The 18,621-nt window shown below is 68.4% G+C and carries 15 protein-coding genes and 1 pseudogene; 2 read left to right on the top strand and 14 right to left on the bottom strand.

Annotated elements, in window-relative coordinates:
- Positions 1–83: 83 nt before the first annotated feature.
- The 9 genes from CEF10_RS14445 to glpD all read right to left on the bottom strand — a co-directional run bounded on the left by CEF10_RS14445 (position 84) and on the right by glpD (position 10,654).
- Positions 84–1,229, bottom strand: a complete 1,146-nt coding sequence (locus tag CEF10_RS14445) for an iron-containing alcohol dehydrogenase (RefSeq protein ID WP_408638485.1) — start codon at positions 1,227–1,229, stop codon at positions 84–86.
- Between the two features lie 19 nt (positions 1,230–1,248).
- Positions 1,249–2,748 carry a glycerol kinase GlpK gene (gene glpK, locus CEF10_RS14450; protein ID WP_101068886.1) on the bottom strand — a complete coding sequence of 500 codons (1,500 nt, stop codon included), beginning with the start codon at positions 2,746–2,748 and terminating at the stop codon, positions 1,249–1,251.
- A 100-nt stretch (positions 2,749–2,848) separates the two neighbouring features.
- Positions 2,849–4,558: an ABC transporter substrate-binding protein gene (locus CEF10_RS14455; RefSeq protein ID WP_101068887.1), complete on the bottom strand. Its 1,710-nt coding sequence runs from the start codon at positions 4,556–4,558 to the stop codon at positions 2,849–2,851.
- A 77-nt stretch (positions 4,559–4,635) separates the two neighbouring features.
- Positions 4,636–5,043: a DUF2160 domain-containing protein gene (locus tag CEF10_RS14460; RefSeq protein ID WP_101068888.1), complete on the bottom strand. Its 408-nt coding sequence runs from the start codon at positions 5,041–5,043 to the stop codon at positions 4,636–4,638.
- Positions 5,044–5,054: 11 nt separating this feature from the next.
- On the bottom strand, positions 5,055–5,906 hold the full coding sequence (locus tag CEF10_RS14465) for a carbohydrate ABC transporter permease (RefSeq protein ID WP_101068889.1): 852 nt from the start codon (positions 5,904–5,906) through the stop codon (positions 5,055–5,057).
- Positions 5,903–6,778, bottom strand: a complete 876-nt coding sequence (locus CEF10_RS14470) for a carbohydrate ABC transporter permease (RefSeq protein ID WP_101068890.1) — start codon at positions 6,776–6,778, stop codon at positions 5,903–5,905. The genes CEF10_RS14465 and CEF10_RS14470 overlap by 4 nt, the downstream gene beginning before the upstream one ends.
- Before the next feature lie 25 nt (positions 6,779–6,803).
- The gene (locus tag CEF10_RS14475; protein WP_101068891.1) at positions 6,804–7,883 is read right to left on the bottom strand and encodes an ABC transporter ATP-binding protein; all 1,080 of its coding nucleotides are present in this window, start codon (positions 7,881–7,883) and stop codon (positions 6,804–6,806) included.
- 12 nt (positions 7,884–7,895) lie between these two features.
- On the bottom strand, positions 7,896–8,984 hold the full coding sequence (locus tag CEF10_RS14480) for an ABC transporter ATP-binding protein (protein WP_101068892.1): 1,089 nt from the start codon (positions 8,982–8,984) through the stop codon (positions 7,896–7,898).
- Between the two features lie 17 nt (positions 8,985–9,001).
- Positions 9,002–10,654, bottom strand: coding sequence for a glycerol-3-phosphate dehydrogenase (glpD, locus tag CEF10_RS14485; RefSeq protein ID WP_101068893.1), 1,653 nt, complete (start codon positions 10,652–10,654; stop codon positions 9,002–9,004).
- A 196-nt stretch (positions 10,655–10,850) separates the two neighbouring features.
- Here glpD and CEF10_RS14490 point away from each other — a divergent pair, with 196 nt between their 5' ends.
- Entirely contained in the window at positions 10,851–11,660 is an 810-nt protein-coding gene (locus CEF10_RS14490) for a DeoR/GlpR family DNA-binding transcription regulator (protein WP_101068894.1), read from the top strand.
- Between the two features lie 161 nt (positions 11,661–11,821).
- Here CEF10_RS14490 and CEF10_RS14495 read toward each other — a convergent pair whose 3' ends face one another.
- Positions 11,822–12,562: a YebC/PmpR family DNA-binding transcriptional regulator gene (locus CEF10_RS14495; RefSeq protein ID WP_101068895.1), complete on the bottom strand. Its 741-nt coding sequence runs from the start codon at positions 12,560–12,562 to the stop codon at positions 11,822–11,824.
- A gap of 147 nt (positions 12,563–12,709) precedes the next feature.
- On the opposite strand from CEF10_RS14495, the gene CEF10_RS14500 reads away from it, so the two are divergent.
- Positions 12,710–14,491, top strand: coding sequence for an SLC13 family permease (locus CEF10_RS14500; protein WP_101068896.1), 1,782 nt, complete (start codon positions 12,710–12,712; stop codon positions 14,489–14,491).
- Between the two features lie 114 nt (positions 14,492–14,605).
- Here CEF10_RS14500 and CEF10_RS14505 read toward each other — a convergent pair whose 3' ends face one another.
- The 4 genes and pseudogenes from CEF10_RS14505 to CEF10_RS14520 all read right to left on the bottom strand — a co-directional run.
- A complete protein-coding gene (locus CEF10_RS14505) occupies positions 14,606–16,384 on the bottom strand; it encodes an SLC13 family permease (RefSeq protein WP_101068897.1) in 1,779 nt (592 codons plus the stop codon).
- 13 nt (positions 16,385–16,397) lie between these two features.
- Positions 16,398–17,309 (bottom strand): DMT family transporter, encoded by a 912-nt coding sequence (locus tag CEF10_RS14510; protein WP_232796526.1) that lies wholly within the window; start codon positions 17,307–17,309, stop codon positions 16,398–16,400.
- A gap of 17 nt (positions 17,310–17,326) precedes the next feature.
- Positions 17,327–18,139, bottom strand: a complete 813-nt coding sequence (locus CEF10_RS14515; RefSeq protein WP_101068899.1) for a TIGR00282 family metallophosphoesterase — start codon at positions 18,137–18,139, stop codon at positions 17,327–17,329.
- Between the two features lie 57 nt (positions 18,140–18,196).
- Positions 18,197–18,621 (bottom strand): annotated as a pseudogene (locus CEF10_RS14520) (organoarsenical effux MFS transporter ArsJ); the annotation flags it as partial.

Genomic DNA, 18,621 nt, shown 5'->3' on the forward strand with positions numbered 1-18,621 from the left:
GCCCCCGCGACGTGGCAGGTAGCGCTAACATCCGTTCGTCTTCGCCTGCCGTCCCGCCCTCACCGGGCGCGTGGCCGCCGTGTTCAGGCGGCGGCGGACAGGATCTCGGTCAGATCGGCGGTGCCCAGATCCGCCGGGTTGGGCTTCATCGAGGACGCGGCCTTCGCGCCTTCGGCCAGGGTTTCGTGCATCCGCGGTGTCACGCCCATCTCGGAGAGCCCCGCAAGCCCGTTGTCGCGGCTCCAGAGGGCAAGGGCATCCAGCCCCGCATCGCCATTTTCGGCACCCCAGGTGCCAGCGATCAGCCCCAGCACCGCGTCGAGCCGGGCACGCCGCCCCGCGTCATCGACACGGGCGGCGTTCATGCGCAAAACGTGCGGCAGCAGCGCCCCGCAGATCGCGCCGTGCGGCGCGTCGGTGACCCCGCCGATCACGCCGGCCAGCCCGTGCACCGCGCCCAGCCCCGCGTTCGACAACGCCAACCCGCCGCACAGGCTGACCCAGGCCATCCGATCGCGCGACGCGGCGTCCTCTCCTGACATCAGCGCTTTCAGCGCCGTCAGGCCCTCGGGGATCGCCGCGCGGCACAGCGCGTCGGTCATCGGGTTGGGTCTGGTGCAGACATAGGGTTCGATCACCTGCGTGACAGCGTCCAGCCCGGAGGCGAGCGTGACGGCGCGCGGTGCGCCGTCGGTCAGCGCGGGGTCCACCAGCGCGATATCAGGCACCACGCGCGCGTCGCGCAGGCTGACCTTGCGGCGCGCCTCGGGCACGCCGAGCACGGCGTTGCGCGTCACCTCCGCCCCCGTTCCGGCCGTTGTCGGCAGCGCCAGCATCGGCAGGGGATCGGCGCGCAGCGGCTTGCCCGCCCCCACGACTTCCAGGTGGTCGTGCAAACCGCCCGGCGCGGGCAACAATGCCGCCAGCGCCTTGGCCATGTCGATCACCGCGCCGCCACCAATGGCTACGACCGCCTGCGGCTGCGCCGCACGGGTGGCCTCGAGCGCGGCCTCGAGGGCGGGCACGTCGGGCTCATGCGGGCAGGTCACGCGGATGATTTCACACCCCTCCGCGGCCAGGGCATCGCCCAGCCAGTCCGTTCGTGCCCGGCCGCCCCCCTGCACCAGCAGGACGCGCCGACCCAGCGCGCGGCCCAGCGCGGCGGCGCGCGACGCCTCTCCGCGGCCGAAGACCAGCCGGGCCGGCGCGCGGAACTCGAAGGGTGGCAGAACGGCGGCCATAAAGCCCTCAGAACGCCAGCGTGGCCTGCACGGCCCGCTGCCATGCGGCATAGGCGGCTTCGCGGTCGGTCCGCGCCATCTGCGGATCGAACCGGCGCTCCAGCGCCCAGGTATCGGCAAACTCCGCCTGCCCCGGGTAGATGCCGGCCTGCATGCCGGCCAGCCACGCGGCGCCAAGGGCGGTGGTCTCGCGCACCTCGGGGCGATCCACCGGCGCGCCGATGATGTCGGCGAGAAACTGCATCGCCCAGTCCGACGCGCTCATGCCGCCGTCCACGCGCAGCGTGGCGACCTCGCCGGCCGCATCGGTGTGGCCGGCCCAGTCGGCCTGCATGGCATCCAGCAGGTCGCGCGTCTGGTAGCCCACGCTTTCCAGCGCCGCGCGGGCGAACTCGGCCGGGCCCGTATTCCGTGACAGCCCGAAAACCGCGCCACGGCACTCGGGGTTCCAGTATGGGGCACCAAGACCTGTGAAGGCGGGCACCAGCACCACGTTCTGATGCGGGTCGGCGGTTTCGGCCAGCGGCTGCGTCTCGGCGGCCTCGCGGATGATTCTGAGCCCGTCGCGCAGCCATTGCACCACGGCACCCGCAATGAATATCGAGCCTTCGAGGGCGTAGGTGGGCTGGCCGTCCAGCTGGTAGGCGATGGTGGTCAGCAGCCGGTTCTGCGATGCCACTGGCGTGTCCCCGGTGTTGAGCAGCGCGAAGCAGCCCGTCCCGTAGGTGGATTTCATCATGCCGGGTGCGAAACAGGCCTGTCCCACGGTCGCGGCCTGCTGGTCGCCGGCCACGCCGCGGATCGGGATCCGGCGGCCGAACAGATCGCCGCGGGTCTGCCCGAAATCGGCGGCGCTGTCGCGCACCTCGGGCAGCATGGCCATCGGCACGCCCAGCAACTCGCACATGCTCCGGCTCCAGCGGCCCTTGCGGATGTCGTAAAGCAGCGTGCGCGCGGCGTTGGTGGCATCGGTGGCGTGCACCTGGCCGCCGGTGAGTTTCCAGATCAGGTAGCAATCGACCGTGCCGAACAGCAACTCGCCGCGGTCCGCCCGCGCGCGGGCGCCGTCGACGGTGTCGAGCAGCCATTTCACCTTGGTACCCGAGAAATACGGGTCGAGCAGAAGGCCGGTGCGATCGGTCACCATCGGTTCGTGCCCGGCCTCGCGCAGGTCGCGGCACAGCGCGGCGGTGCGCCGGTCCTGCCAGACGATCGCGTTGTGGATCGGCTGGCCGGTCTCGCGGTCCCAGACGAGCGTGGTTTCACGCTGGTTCGTGATGCCGATCGCGGCGATCTCCTCCGCGCCGATACCGGCGCGTTCGATCACCTCGCGGCAGGTGCCGGCGGTGGTCACCCAGATGTCGCCGGGGTCGTGCTCGACCCAGCCGCTATCGGGGTAGTGCTGCGGGAACTCCTCCTGTGCGACGGCGCTCACGCGCATCGCGCCGTCGAACAGGATCGCGCGCGACGAGGTGGTGCCCTGGTCGATGGACAGAATGTGGGTCATGCGGTCACAGCCTTTCGTCCTGCCGGTCGTGGCGGATCCCGCGCGCCGCAACGCGCGGGTCATGGCCGGGGCCCGGCGGGCCCCGGCGGTGGCGAGAGGGTCACTCCTGCCAGGACTTGATCAGCTCGTCGTAGCTGACGGTGACGGGCTCGGGTTTCTCGTTGTCGAGCTCGGGCTTCGGCGCGCCCGGCTGGCCGAGCCAGTACCCGGGATCGCGTTCCTCGTTGAGGTTCGGCCCCAGCTCACCCTGGATGCCGGCACGTTCGAGCCGGGCAAGCACCTGCTCCTGCGCCTCGCACAGCGAGGTCAGGGCCTCCTTGGCCGTCTTGGCGCCCGAGGAGGCGTCGCCGATGTTCTGCCACCACAGCTGCGCGAGCTTCGGGTAATCCGGCACGTTGGTGCCGGTGTCCGACCAGCGCACGCGCGCGGGTGAGCGGTAGAACTCGACCAGCCCGCCCAGCTTGGGCGCGCGCTCGGTGAAGCTGTCGTGGTTGATCGTGGAGTCGCGGATGAAGGTCAGCCCCTCGTGGGATTTTTCCACGTCCACGGTCATCGAGGTCACGAACTGCGCATAGAGCCACGCGGCCTTGGCGCGGTCCACCGGCGTGGACTTCATCAGCGTCCAGGAGCCAACGTCCTGGTAGCCGACCTTCATGCCCTCTTCCCAGTAGGCGCCGTGCGGGCTGGGGGCCATGCGCCACTTGGGCGTGCCGTCCTCGTTCATCACCGGCAGGCCCTCCTTGACCATGTCGGCGGTGAAGGCGGTGTACCAGAACATCTGCTGGGCGATGTTGCCCTGCGCCGGCACCGGCCCGGCCTCGGAGAAGGTCATGCCGGCCGCCGCGGGCGGCGTGAAGTTTTCCAGCCAGTACTTGTACTTCTCGATGGCATAGACCGCCGCGGGCGCGTTCGTCGCACCGCCCCGGTCAACGCAGGAGCCCACCGGCTGGCTCTTGTCGTTGACGCGGATGCCCCATTCGTCGACCGGCAGGCCGTTGGGTTCGCCCTTCGAGCCCATGCCGGCCATCGACATCCACGCGTCGGTGAAGCGCCAGCCGAGGCTGGGATCCTTCTTGCCGTAGTCCATGTTGCCGAAGACTTCCTCGCCGTCGATCTCGCGGCCGGTGAAGAACTCGGCGATGTCCTCGTAGGCCGACCAGTTGCGCGGCACGCCCAGGTCGTAGCCGTATTCCTCCTTGAAATCGGCCTGGATCTCGGGATCGTTGAACCAGTCGTAGCGGAACCAGTAGAGGTTCGCGAACTGCTGGTCAGGCAGCTGGTAGAGCTTGCCGTCCGGCGCGGTGGTGAACTGCGTGCCGATGAAATCGTCGAGGTTCAGGTTCGGGTTCGTGACATCCGCGCCTTCGCCGTCCATCCAGTCGGTCAGGTTGCGCACCTGCTTGTAACGCCAGTGCGTGCCGATCAGGTCGGCATCGTTGATGTAGGCGTCATAGATGTTCTGGCCCGACTGCATCTGCGTCTGCAGCTTCTCGACCACGTCGCCCTCGCCGATAAGGTCGTGGGTGACGTTGATGCCGGTGATCGCGCTGAACGCCGGCGCCAGGACCTTGGACTCGTACTCATGCGTGGTGATCGTCTCGGAGACCACCGTAATGTCCATGCCCGCGAAGGGTTCGGCCGCCTCGATGAACCATTCCATCTCGGCTTCCTGTTCGGCGCGGCTCAGCGCCGAGCGCTCGATCTCCTCGTCGAGGAACTGCTTGGCGGCCTCCATGTCGGCCATGGCCGGCCCGGCCACCAGCGCGAGGGCAAGCCCCAGCGCCGTTGTCGATCGGTATGCGTGTTTCATCGTATCCTCCCTTTCGTTGAACGATGTCGTCTCGGAATGGCCGGCCCGGCGCCCCGGACCGGCCGGTGAAGGGGTCGTCACACCCAGCGGAACACCGTCGCGGCGTAGACGAGACAGGCCAGCAGCGCCCACGGCTGCGGGCCGATCCCGAAGCCCAGCCAGATCAGGTTGATGAAGGCCGAGCCCAGAAGCGTCATGAAAAGCCGGTCGCCGCGGGTCGTGTCGATGCCCAGGATCCCGCGGCGCGGCGTTTCGGGAAACCGCAGGCCCAGCCAGCTGAACAACAGCAGCAGCCCCGCGATGAAGTGGAAGAACAGCGCCGTGGGCAGGGTCCAGGCCATCCAGCCCTGGGCGATGAGCGGCTGCGTCCAGCCGAAGCCGCCGTCGCGGTTCTCCGGCGTGACGATGAACAGCCACGCCACGATGGCCAGCCAGAGGACGGCGACGCCGAGGAACGTCAGGTCGAGCTTGCGGGTCGATGTCATTGTCCCCTCCCTCAGACACGGCCCAGGGCGAAGCCCTTGGCGATGTAGTTGCGAACGAAGTAGATCACGAGCGCGCCGGGCAGGATCGTCAGAACGCCCGCCGCCGCCAGCACGCCCCAGTCGAGACCCGAGGCCGAGACCGTGCGCGTCATCGTTGCCGCGATCGGCTTGGCCTCCACGCTTGTCAGCGTGCGCGACAGCAGAAGTTCCACCCAGCTGAACATGAAGCAGAAGAAGGCCGCGACCCCGATCCCGCTGGCGATCAGCGGCATGAAGATGCGCACGAAGAACCGCCCGAAACTGTAGCCGTCGATGTAGGCGGTTTCGTCGATTTCCTTGGGCACGCCGCGCATGAAGCCCTCGAGGATCCAGACGGCCAAAGGCACGTTGAACAGGGTGTGCGCCAGCGCCACGGCGATGTGCGTGTCGAACAGGCCCACGGACGAATAGAGCTGGAAGAACGGCAACGCGAAGACCGCCGGCGGCGCCATCCGGTTCGTCAGCAACCAGAAGAACAGGTGCTTGTCGCCCAGGAACTGGTAGCGGCTGAAGGCATAGGCCGCCGGCAGCGCCACAGCGACCGAAATCAGCGTGTTCAGCGTGACGTAGATGATCGAGTTGACGTAACCCATGTACCAGCTGGAATCCGTCACGATGGTCGCGTAATTGGCGAACGTCAGGTCCTGCGGCCAGAGCGAGAAGGTGCTCAGGATCTCGTCGTTGGTCTTCAGGCTCATGTTCACCAGCCAGTAGATCGGCAGCATCAAGAACACGAGGTAAAGCACCATGACCACCGTGCTGCTCTGAACGCGGGGCAGGCTCAGCCCGGCGGCCCGGGCCTTGGGTGCGGCCGCATCGGTCATTTCCCGGCCTCCTCCTTGTCGAGATTCGTCATCACCGTGTAGAACACCCAGCTGATCGCGAGGATCACCAGGAAGTAGACGATCGAGAACGCCGCCGCCGGGCCGAGGTCAAACTGCCCCAGCGCCATCTTCACCAGGTCGATCGACAGGAAGGTGGTGGCGTTGCCCGGCCCGCCGCCGGTGACGACGAAGGGTTCTGTGTAGATCTTGAAACTGTCCATGAAGCGCAGCAGGATCGCGATCGTCAGCACGCCGCGCATCTTTGGCAGCTCGATGTAGCGGAACACCTTCCAGCGGCTGGCCTGGTCGATCTTGGCCGCCTGGTAGTAGGCGTCCGGGATCGACTTGAGCCCGGCATACGCCAGCAGGGCCACCAGCGAGGTCCAGTGCCAGACGTCCATGACGATCAGCGTCACCCAGGCGTCGAGCGCATCCTGCGTGTAATTGTAGTCGATGCCCAGCTGGTCGAGCGTGTAGCCCAGAAGGCCGATGTCGACGCGCCCGAAGATCTGCCAGATGGTCCCGACCACGTTCCAGGGGATCAGCAGCGGAAGCGACATCGTGACCAGGCAGAACGTGGCCCAGAACCCCTGTTTCGGCATGTTCAGCGCCACGAAGATGCCCAGCGGCACCTGTATGGCCAGGATGATCCCGGTGAACAGCGCCTGCCGCCCCAGTGCGTCGTGCATGCGTTCGGAGGTCAGGATGTCCTCGAACCACACCAGCCCGGACCAGAAGAACTGGTTTTGTCCGAAACTGTCCTGCACCGAGTAGTTGACCACAGTCATCAGCGGCACGATGGCCGAGAAGGCCACGAGCACCAGCACCGGCAGCACCAGCAGCCATGCCTTCTGGTTGACCGTCTTTTCCATCACGTTTCCTCCCCTGTGCGGCGCCTCACGCCGCCGTGCCCTCGATGCGCCAGTCGTCGACGTAGACGTTGATGCCGGCGGGATCGAAGGTCACCCGGTCGGCGGCGGTGTCCACGCCTTCGCTCTCTCCCGCGATCACGTTGATCTCCGATCCGAAGAAATCCGTGCGCACGACCTTGTGGCGGCCCACGTCCTCGACGCGGCGCACCTTCACCTTCAGCCCATCGTTGCCAGCGGCCAGCCGCGTGAACTCCGGGCGCACGCCGATCTGGACGTGGCCCGCCGGCCGGCCATAGTCCCGCCCGAGCGGGATCTCGGTGTTGTCGATCAGGGCCGTGTCGCCCTTCACCGTGGCGTCCAGCAGGTTCATCCCGGGGCTGCCGATGAAATAGCCGACGAAGGTGTGCCCGGGGCGCTCGAACAGCTCCTGCGGGGTGCCGATCTGCACGACGCGGCCGTCGTGCATCACCACGACCTTGTCGGCGAAGGTCAGCGCCTCGGTCTGGTCGTGGGTGACATAGATCATGGTGTGCCCGAACTCGTGGTGCAGCGCCTTGAGCTGGGTGCGCAGCTCCCACTTCATGTGCGGATCGATGACCGTCAGCGGTTCGTCGAACAACAGCGCGTTGACGTCCTCGCGCACCATCCCGCGGCCCAGGCTGATCTTCTGCTTGGCGTCCGCCGTCAGCCCGCGCGCCTTCCGATCGAGTTCGTGTTCCATCCCGATCATCGCCCCGATCTTCTGGACCCGCTCGCGGATGTACGTGGCGTTGGCCCCGCGGTTGCGCAGCGGGAAGGCCAGGTTGTCGCGCACGCTCATGGTGTCGTAGACGACCGGGAACTGGAACACCTGCGCGATGTTGCGCTCGGCGGTGGGGGCCTCGGTGACGTCGCGGTCATTGAACAGGATGCGGCCACGGCTGGGGGTCAGCAGCCCCGAGATGATGTTGAGCAACGTGGACTTTCCGCAGCCCGACGCCCCCAGCAGCGCATAGGCCTCGCCGTCGGCCCAGACGTGATCGAGCTGCTTGAGCGCATAGTCCTCCTCGCCCGTCGGCTCGGGCAGGTAGGAATGGGCCAGGTTGTCCAGTGTGATCTTTGCCATTCGCCCCTCCCCTCAGGCCGCCTGCGCGTAGGCCGCGGGCGCGACCAGCGCACCGCTTTCGGCGAAAACATAGACATGCGCCGGATCCAGGTAGACCTGCAGCCGGCTGCCCAGCGCCAGCTGGCGCACGCCGTGCACCAGCCCGACCCAGCGTTCGCCGTGGTGATCGAGGTGCACGAAGGTCTCCGACCCGGTGATCTCGGTCACCGACAGCGTCGCCGTGAATTCGAGGCAATCACCCGCGGGCCGGTCGAGCTCCAGGTGGTTGGGCCGGAACCCCGCAAGGTAGGGGCCGTCGGCCAGCGCCGAGAGCGGGCCCAGCGCCGGCGCCGCCTGCCCGTCGCCGAACATCAGCCGCCCGTCCTGCTTGGTGACATGAAGGAAGTTCATCGGCGGGTCGGAGAACACGCGCGCCGTGGTGGCATCCGCCGGTTCCCGGTAGACGCGGGGTGTCGGCCCGAACTGGGTGACGGCCCCTTCCCACAGCGTCGCGGTGGCACCGCCCAGCAGCAGCGCCTCCTCGGGCTCGGTGGTGGCGTAGACGAAGATGCTGCCGGCTTCCTCGAAGATGCGCGGGATTTCGGCCCGCAGTTCCTCGCGCAGCTTGTAGTCGAGGTTGGCCAGCGGCTCGTCCAGCAGCACCAGCCCGGCATCCTTGACCAGCGCGCGGGCCAGCGCGCACCGCTGCTGCTGCCCGCCCGACAGTTCCAGCGGCTTGCGGTCGAGCATCGGCGCCAGTTGCATCAGCTCGGCTGTTTCGTGCACGCGCCGGTCGATTTCGTCCGCCGGGCGGCGCATCAACCGCAGCGGAGAGGCGATGTTCTCGTAGACGCTCATCGAGGGGTAGTTGATGAACTGCTGGTAGACCATGGCGACCTGCCGGTCCTGCACGCGCTTGCCGGTGACGTCCTCGCCCTCCCACAGCACGCGCCCCTGCGTCGGCGCGTCGAGGCCCGCCATCAGGCGCATCAGCGATGTCTTTCCCGCCAGCGTGGGCCCCAGCAGCACGTTCATCGTGCCTTTCTCAAGCGTCAGGTCGGTGGGATGGATGTGCACCTCCCCCTTCACGACCTTCGAGACGGACTCGAGCGTCAGTGTCATTTTCTCTCCTCCCCCGCTCAGGCGCCGGCGGCCGCTGCCGTGCGGCCAGGTTCCCCGTCGCGGTTCTTTCCTATCCACGTGTCGAGCGCGGCGATCTCCTCGTCGGTCATGCGCAGGCCCAGCCGCGACCGGCGCCAGACCACGTCCTCGGCCGTGCGCACGAATTCGCGGTCGATCAGCCAGGCGATCTCGCGCGCGGTAAGCGTCGCGCCGAAGGCGTCTCCCAGGTCCTCGGCGCTTTGCGCGTCGCCCAGGATCTCCCGCGCCTCGGCACCGTAGGCCCGCACCAGCCGCCGTGCCCAGAAATCCGTCAGGAACGGGTAGCACCCCCTGAGATCGTCGATCATTCGGTCCACGGCATCCACCGCGAAATCGCCGCCGGGCAACGGCACCCCCGCTGTCCAAGCCGCCCCCGCGCCGCCGATGGCGCCATCGATGCGCGCCAGCGCGGCCTCGGCCAGCCGGCGGTAGGTGGTGATCTTGCCGCCGAACACGTTGAGTAGCGGCGCGCCGGCGCCGTCGTCCATCGACAGCACGTAATCGCGCGTCGCCGCGGTGGCCGATTTCGCCCCGTCGTCGTAAAGCGGTCGCACGCCCGAAAACGTCCAGACGATGTCGTCGCGCGTGACCGGCCGCTTGAAGTAGTCCGAGGCGAAGTCGCAAAGGTATTGCGCCTCTTCCGGCGTGCACTCGGGCGGGCGCGACACGTCGTCGTGGTCGGCGTCGGTGGTGCCGATCAGCGTGAAATCCGTTTCATAGGGGATGGCGAAGATGATCCGCCCGTCCGTGCCCTGGAAGAAATAGCACTTGTCGTGATCGAACAGCCGGCGCGTGACGATGTGGCTGCCGCGGACGAGGCGGACACCTTCGGCCGAGTTGATGCGCAGGGTGTGGCGGATCACGTTCTCGACCCAGGGGCCGCCGGCGTTGACCAGCATCCGCGCAGGGGTCATCCGCGTCTCGCCGGTTTCGCGGTCACGTGTCTCGACGTGCCACAACCCGCCCTCGACGTGGGCCGAGGTCACCTCGGTCCGGGTGCGGATGCGTGCGCCTCGTTCGGCGGCATCGCGGGCATTCAGCACCACCAGCCGCGAATCCTCGATCCAGCAGTCGGAATACTCGAACGCTTTCTCGAACCGGTCCTTCAGCGGTGCGCCGGCGGGGTCGGCGCGCAGGTCGAGGCTGCGCGTCCCCGGCAGGATCCGGCGGCCGCCCAGGTGGTCATACATGAACAGCCCCAGCCGGATCAGCCACGCCGGGCGCCGCCCCTTCATCCAGGGCATGACGGTGTTGAGCAGCTTCGAGGTGGGCGTGTCCGCCTCGAACCGCATGTCGCGGTGATAGGGCAGCACGAAACGCATCGGCCAGCTGATGTGCGGCATGGCCCGCAGCAGGGTCTCGCGCTCGATCAGTGCCTCACGCACGAGGCGGAACTCGAAGTATTCGAGATACCGCAGCCCGCCGTGGAACAGCTTGGTCGAGGCCGAGGAGGTCGCAGCCGCAAGGTCCGACCGCTCTGCCAGCTCGACGGTCAGGCCACGGCCGGCTGCATCGCGTGCGATACCGCAACCGTTGATCCCGCCGCCGATCACGAACAGATCGACCGGGCTGCTGTCTCCTCCTGACGGCACGTCCCCCTCCCTCTGGCTTCGGCGTAAAACGAACCACATTCGCGGCATTACAGTCAATAACGAATTTTCGTTTTTGCTCTTTTCAGCGCCGAAACCGCATCGATCACCCGACCACACCCGTTTCATGGCGGCACATCGCCGGATTTCGACCAAAATTCTCGCGCGGCGAAAAATCCGGTGTTACAAACGAAAACCGAGAGCCCGAAAGGTCGGCACACCGAAAGGAAACGCACAGGTGTCCCAGAGTTTCCGCAAACCCGACATCCTCGAGATCGCGCGCCAGGAGGGCAAGGTCACGGTCGAGGATCTCGCCGAGCGCTTCAACGTGACGGTCCAGACGATCCGGCGCGATCTGACCGAGCTGGCCAACGCCGGCAAGCTGGAGCGCGTTCATGGCGGCGCGATCCTGCCGTCGGGGGTTTCCAACATCCTCTACGAGGAACGCCGCCACCTCAACGAGGACAGCAAGGCCGCGATCGCCCGCGCCTGCGCAGCAGCGATCCCGGACAATGCCTCGATCTTTCTCGACATCGGCACCAGCACCGAGGCGGTCGCGCGGGCGCTCCTGGGCCACCGCAACCTGATGGTGGTGACCAACAACATGAACGTGGCCAAGATCATGCTGGCCAACCCCGACTGCGAGATCGTCGTCGCCGGCGGCAACCTGCGACGCGCCGACAACGGGCTGGTCGGAAACCTGACGATCCGCACGCTGGAGAACTTCAAGTTCGACCACGCGGTGATCGGCTGCTCGGCGCTGGACGTCGACGGCGACCTGCTGGATTTCGATATCCAGGAGGTCGCGGTCAACCAGACGATCCTGCAGCGGGCGCGGGAAACCTGCCTCGTGGCCGATCACTCCAAGTTCACGCGCGGCGCGCCCGTTCGGATCGCCTCGCTGCGGGATGTAAACCGGCTTTTCACCGACCTTCCCCTGCCCGAGGCCCTGGCGCAACGCTGCCGGTCATGGGGTACGGAAGTCTGCATCGCGGCATCGGATGGCAACGCGGCCGGCCTCGGTGGGGAAACGGCGACCACCGCCTGAATCTGAAAGCCGGCGGGTCATGCCAGTGGAAAATGACGGCCTCCAAGGCATGATCGTGCAATTGCTGTCCACTAGGCACCGCGCACGATCATACGTCCCCGAAACTTGCGGCAGACGTTGAGAGTGATCCGGCTTCCCGTTGAAAACGTGGACTTTTTAACTCAAAGCTGCGCCATGACCTCGTCGGAGGCCTCGAAGTTGGTGGTGACGCGCTGCACGTCGTCGTCGTCCTCCAGCGCCTCGACCAGCTTCATCAGCTTCTGCATGCCCTCGAGGTCGAGCTCGGTTGTCGTGGTGGGTTTCCAGACCAGCCGGGTGGAGTCGGATTCGCCCAGCTCCTTTTCCAGCGCTGTGGACACGTCGTTCAGGTCGGTATCGGCGCACCAGATGAAATGGCCGTCCTCACCCGATTCCACGTCCTCGGCGCCTGCCTCGATCGCGGCCATCATCACCGTCTCGGAATCACCCACGTCGGCGGGATAGACGACCTCGCCCTTGCGTTCGAACATGAAGCCGACGCTGCCCGTCTCGCCCATGTTGCCGCCGTTCTTGGAAAAGGTGGAACGCACGGTGGACGCCGTGCGGTTGCGGTTGTCGGTCATGGCCTCGACGATCACCGCGACCCCGCCGGGCCCGTACCCCTCGTACCGGATCTCCTCGTAGTCCTCGCTGTCGCCCGCCTGGCTCTTCTTGACGGCGCGCTCGATCACGTCCTTCGGGACCGACTCCTTCTTCGCCTCCTTGATGGCCATGCGCAGCCGCGGGTTCTTGTCCGGGTCCGGGTCGCCGAGCTTGGCGGCGACCGTGATCTCCTTGGACAGCTTGGAGAAGAGCTTGGAGCGCGCGGCGTCCTGCCGCCCCTTGCGGTGCTGGATGTTTGCCCATTTGGAATGGCCGGCCATGTCGTGCCTCCGTTTGCCCTCGCGGCGGGGGTGTTCCTCGTGTCGCGCCTGATATAGGGCACGGCCGGGGCAAGCTGCAAGCCGGTTGCCATGCCTCGGGATTTCGCATCACATGCGCGTCGCGCGCATCGAAAGGCGAGGTTGCCGATGACCACCGACCAGATGATCCTGTTCGCCCTGTTCACCGTGCTTTTCGCGGCGCTGATCTGGGGGCGCATCCGCTATGACCTCGTGGCCTTCTCGGCGTTGCTGCTGGGCGTGCTGCTGGGCGTCGTTCCCGCCGAGGAGGCCTTCGCCGGTTTCGGCCATCACGCAACGATCATCGTGGCGCTGGTCCTGGTGGTGTCGGCCGGGCTGGTCCGCGCCGGGGCCGTCCAGATGCTGACCCGCGTCACCATCCGCAGCGGGCGCAGTCTCCAGGGCCACATCGCCATGATGGGCGGCGTTGGCGCGGTCCTGTCGGGGTTCATCAACAACGTCGCCGCGCTGGCGCTGCTGATGCCGGTGGACGTGCACACGGCCCGCAAGGCCGGCCGGTCGCCGGCCCTGACGCTCATGCCGCTGTCGTTCGCCACCATCCTGGGCGGCATGTTCACGCTGATCGGCACGCCACCCAACATCATCATCGCCTCCATCAGGGAAGAGGAACTGGGCGCCTCGTTCGAGATGTTCGACTATGCCCCCGTCGGCGGCGTCGCCGCGCTCGCCGGCGTGGCCTTCGTCACCCTGGTGGGCTGGCGCCTGCTCCCGAAACACGCGACCGAGCGCGACGCGCCCGAACGCCTGCGCGAAACCTCGGCCTTCATCGCGGAGCTTTCGGTGCCCGGGGACAACACGGCAATCGGCCGGCAGCTCGGCGACCTGTATCCCGACGCGGCGTCGTCGGATGTCACCATCCTCGGGCTGGTGCGGCGCGGGCAGCGGCGTTACGGCAGCTCGAAGACGGCCCGGATCGAGGCCGATGACATCCTCGTGCTGGAGGCCCGGCCCGACGCGCTGGAGGAGTTCCGCTCGATGCACGGCTTCACCTACACCGACGCGGACCGCAAGGAGGTCGTCGAGCAGGAGGCCGGCGGGCTCGCCCTGACCGAGGTCGTCGTGCCCCGCGACGCGCGCATCGCCGGCAAGTCGGCGCAGGCGGTCGGCCTGCACTGGCGCCAGCGCAGCGTCATCGTCGGCATCTCGCGCCAGGGCCGGCGGATCACCGAACACCTGCGCCGTGCCACGGTCCAGCCGGGTGACATCCTGCTGCTTATGACCCCTGCCGACGCGACCGAGCAGGTCGCCGACTGGCTGGGATGCCTGCCGCTGGCCGAACGCGGACTGGTCATCACCAGGCAGGACAAGGCCTGGCTGGCCATCGGCCTTTTCGCCGCGGCCGTCGGCGCGGCGACCGCCGGGCTGGTCGCCCTGCCCGTCGGTCTGGGTTGCGTGGTGGTCGCCTATGTCCTTGCGGGGATCGTGCCCGCGGGCGACCTCTACGAGAAGATCGAGTGGCCGGTGGTCGTGCTGCTGGGCTCGCTCATCCCGCTGGGCACCGCCCTCGAGGACAGCGGCGGCACGCAGCTTCTGGCGACGCAGCTGACGGCGCTGGCGGGCAACCTGCCGGTCTGGGCGGTGCTCGCGCTGCTGATGGCGGTCACGATGACGCTGTCGGACGTGCTCAACAACACCGCCACCAGCATCGTTGCCGCGCCGGTGGCCATCGAGATGGCCCGCACGCTGCAGGTCTCGCCCGACCCGTTCCTGATGGCCGTGGCGGTCGCCGCCTCCTCGGCCTTCCTCACGCCGATCGGACACAAGAACAACACGCTGATCCTCGGACCCGGCGGCTACCGCTTCGGGGACTACTGGCGCATGGGGCTGCCGCTGGAGGTGCTCGTCGTGGCCGTCTCGGTGCCCGCGATCCTCGTGGCCTGGCCGCTGTGACCGGACCTTCCCGCCACCGTGTCGCCCGCGCCTTCATCTTGCCCGAAATACTCCGGGGGTGAGGCCGAAGGCCGAGGGGGCAGCGCCCCCCGCCCCGGCCATGACCCCGGCCGCTCAGAGCGGCCAGATGAACGGGATGAGTGCGCTGGCCAGCATCCCCACCGTCAGGTTGAGCGGGATGCCCACCCGCATGAAATCGGTGAACTTGTAGCCACCCGGGCCGTAGACCAGCGTGTTGGTCTGGTAGCCGATGGGCGTCGCGAAGCTGGCGCTGGCGGCCACCATCACCGCCACCACCAGCGGCCGCGCATCGATTCCCATCGCATCGGCCAGCCCGATGGCAATGGGCGTGACCACCACGGCGACCGCGTTGTTGCTGACCAGCTCGGTCAGCACGCTGGTCAGCAGGTAGACCGCCCAGACGACAAGGGCACCGGGCAAGACGGAAAGCAACGGCGCGACGGCGCCGACGATCAGGTCGACGGCACCGGAAGCTTCCAGTGCCGCGCCCACGGCCAGCATGGCGAAGATCAGCGCCAGCAACCGCCCCTCGATGAAGGAAAACGCCTCGTCGGCGTCGATGCAGCGCGACAGCAGCACCACGGCCACCGCGATCACGGCAAGCGCCAGGATGGGCGCCACCCCCAGCGCGGCCAGGGTCACGATGCCCCCCAGCGCGGCGATGGCAAGCGGCGCGTGCCCCCGGCGGAAGGCGCGCGCCGAGGGATGGGAGACGTCCACCAGCTCCATCTCGCGGGCCAGGCGCTTGATGTCCTCCGGCGCCCCCTCCAGCAGCAGCGTGTCGCCCACCTTGACCACCAGGTCGTCGAGCTGCCGGCCGATGTTCTGGTTGCGCCTGTGGACGGCCAGCGGATAGACGCCGTAGCGCCGCCGCAGCCGCAAAGCCCCGAGCGAGCGCCCCACCATCCGGCAGCCGGGGGTGATCAGCGCCTCCACGGTGGTCGTCTCCACCGCCGACACCTGGTCCACGCGCTTGAGGCTCTTGTTGCGCTGCAGGCTGAGAAGCTCGGTCATCTGTGTGCGCAGCACCACGCGGTCGCCCACCTGCAGCGTCACCCCTTCGAGATTGCGCCGCAGCGAGGTGTCGCCCCGGATCACGTCGACCAGGCGCACGCCCTCGCGCTTGAACAGCTGCACCCCCGTGACCTCGCGGCCGATCAGGTTGGATTCGGGCGGGATCACGGCCTCGGTGAAGAACTTCATGCGCGAGCGGTCCGACAGCATGTCGGCCATGCTCTCGCGGTCGGGCAGCAGCAGCGGGCTGATGAACCGCAGGTACAGCGCCCCCCAGATCACGAGCGCCACGGCCAGGGGCGTGATCTCGAAGATCGTGAATGGGTCCAGCCCGTGCGTGCGCGCGACCCCGTCGACCAGCAGGTTGGTCGAGGTGCCGATCAGCGTCAGCGTCCCGCCGAGGATCGCGGCATAGCTCAGCGGGATCAGCAACCTTGACGCCGTCAGGCCCAGCGTGCGCGCCAGCTGCACGAAGACCGGGATCATGACGACCACCATCGGCGTGTTGTTCATGAAGGCCGAGCCCAGCACGACCAGGGTCATCAGCATGGCGATGGCAAGCTTGGGGCGCACCTGCGCGTGCCGGTCGGCCATCGTCGTGAACATGTCCAGCGCGCCGGTGCGCACCAGCGCGCCCATTATGATGAACAGCGCCGCGATGGTCCACGGCGCCGGGTTGGACAACATGTCGAGCGCGGCGTCGTAGGGCAGCACCCCCAGCGCCAGCAGCACCGCCGCGCCCGCGATCGCCACCACCTCGGTGGGGTAGACCTCGCGCACGAACAGCGCGAACATCGCGCCCACGACAAGCAGCGTGGCCACCGCCTCGGTCGTCTGGGACAAGTCTAGAAACTGCATCGGCCCGCCTGCCCTAGCCCGGTTCCCGCGGACTGTTCCCGATCACGCCGTCCGGGGCAAGCCCATTGCGCCGCCGTGGCTGCACGAGGAAGATGCCCGCCAGCATCAGCGCCATCGCCGCCCAGACGAACGGCGAATACCGCTCGCCCAGCAGGGTGATCGACCAGATCACGCCGAAGGCGGTGACCAGGTAGGCGCCCTGCGCCGCGAACACCGACCCGGCCTGCCCCACCAGCCAGACATAGCCGGCGTAAACGACCGCGTGGATCACGGACAGCCCCAGCAGCGCGGCCTTCGCGCCGTCCCACTGCCCCAGCGGGCTGATCCACTGCCCCGTTGCCAGCGCGAGCGGCAGCGCCAGCGCAAGCCCGACGACGGAGGCACCGGTCAGTACCTGGACGGGGTCCAGCCCGCGCGTGCCCCAGCGCGCCACCACGTTGCCCTCCACGGCATAGAAAAAGGGCGCGACCAGCGCCAGCGGGATGACGGCGGCCATGCCCGGATCCGGCAGGCCGGCCTCGGGGCCGACGATCACGATCACGCCGGCCAGTCCGCAGGCCAGCCCCAGCAGCCGCAGCGCGCGGAACCGGTCGATGCCAAGCGCCAGCGCCATGGGAAAGGCGAACATCGGCACGGTCGAGATCAGGATCGTGACCACGCCCGCCGGCAGACGCGCGGTCGCGGCGTACGAGGCCGAATTGGGGATCACCGCGCCCGTCAGCCCGATCACAAGGTAAAGCGCCAGCGCACCACGGCCCCACGGCAGGTGCTTGCCGCGCGCCCGCGTCAGCGCACCCAGCACCAGCGCGGTGACCGCCACCTGCCAGGTGATCATGCCGAAATGGGCGTGTCCGGCGCCGGTGACGATCTTGGCCAGCGGCGTGGTCAGCCCCCAGCCCGCCCCGATCAGCAGAAGAACGGCCATCAGCGCCGCCGGCGGCATCAGGGCGCGGCCTGTTCCAGCCGCCCGCCCTGGCGGATCATGCGGATCGCGGTCGCCCGCCCGGTGCGGTCGTCGGTGTCCACAACCACGCCCGACAGCGTCACCTCGCCCATCGCGGGGGTGAACCGGGCCTTGCCCATGCCGGTGACGAAGCGGCGCAGCGGCTCGGCCTTGTCCATGCCGATCACGCTGTCGTAGTCGCCGCACATGCCCGCATCGGTCAGGTAGCCCGTGCCGCCGGGCAGGATCTGCGAGTCGGCGGTCGGCACATGGGTGTGCGTGCCCACGACAAGGCTCGCCCGGCCGTCGCAGAAGTGGCCCATGCCCATCTTCTCGCTCGTGGCCTCGCAGTGCATCTCGACGATCGACGCCTGCACCGCCCCGCCAAGGGGGTGCGTGCGCAGCACGCCGTCCATGGCCGAGAACGGGTCGGAGAAGGGACGTTTCATGAAGACCTGCCCCAGCGCCTGCGCGACCAGCACCCTGCGCCCGCGCGCGTCCGAGAACACGCGGTGCCCGCGCCCCGGCGCAGCCTTGGCGTAGTTGGCCGGGCACAGCACGCGCGGTTCGCCCTCGATGAACTGCAGCATGTCCTTCTGGTCGAAGGCATGATCGCCCAGCGTCACGCAATCGGCGCCGGCATCCAGCAGCAGCCTGGCGTGATCGCCGCTCAGCCCCATCCCGCCGGTGGCGTTCTCGCCGTTGACCACGACGAAATCGAGGCGCCAGTCGGCGCGCAGGCGCGGCAGCGCCTCGGCCACCGCGCGGCGGCCGGCACGGCCGACCACGTCTCCGAGAAACATCAATCGCATGGCCCCGGTGTTAGGCGGCGCGGCGGCCGAGGGCAAGCGCGGAAGCCGCGCCGCAGGCTATTCCGCGGGGGCGGCGTGCGCGGCCGCGGGGCGCAGCCGCCCGGCGCCGGCGGCACTGAGCAGCACCAGCGCGGCCGCGGTGCCCAGGCACAGCGGCAGCCCGCCCAGCTGGTAGGTCGCCCCCGACAGGACGGTGCCGAGCAGGCGCCCGCCCGCGTTGGCCATGTAGTAGAAGCCCACGTCCATCGTCACGCGCGCCTCCTGCGTGAAAGCCAGGATCAGGTAGGAGTGCAGCGACGAGTTCACCGCGAAGATCGCCCCGAACGCCAGCAGCCCGGCGATCAGCGTCACGGTCAGCCATGGCGCGGGCTGGCCCGCCAGCACGGCCGCGCCGGCCAGCGCGGCCGGCACGACGAACAGCGCCAGCGCCCAGCCCCGCGCCGCGGCGACCAGTTCGGCCTCGGGCCGGCGGGCCGCGCGCA

Origin of the sequence: Roseovarius salinarum, from assembly GCF_002834145.1 — a bacterium.
Lineage (GTDB): Bacteria > Pseudomonadota > Alphaproteobacteria > Rhodobacterales > Rhodobacteraceae > Roseovarius > Roseovarius salinarum.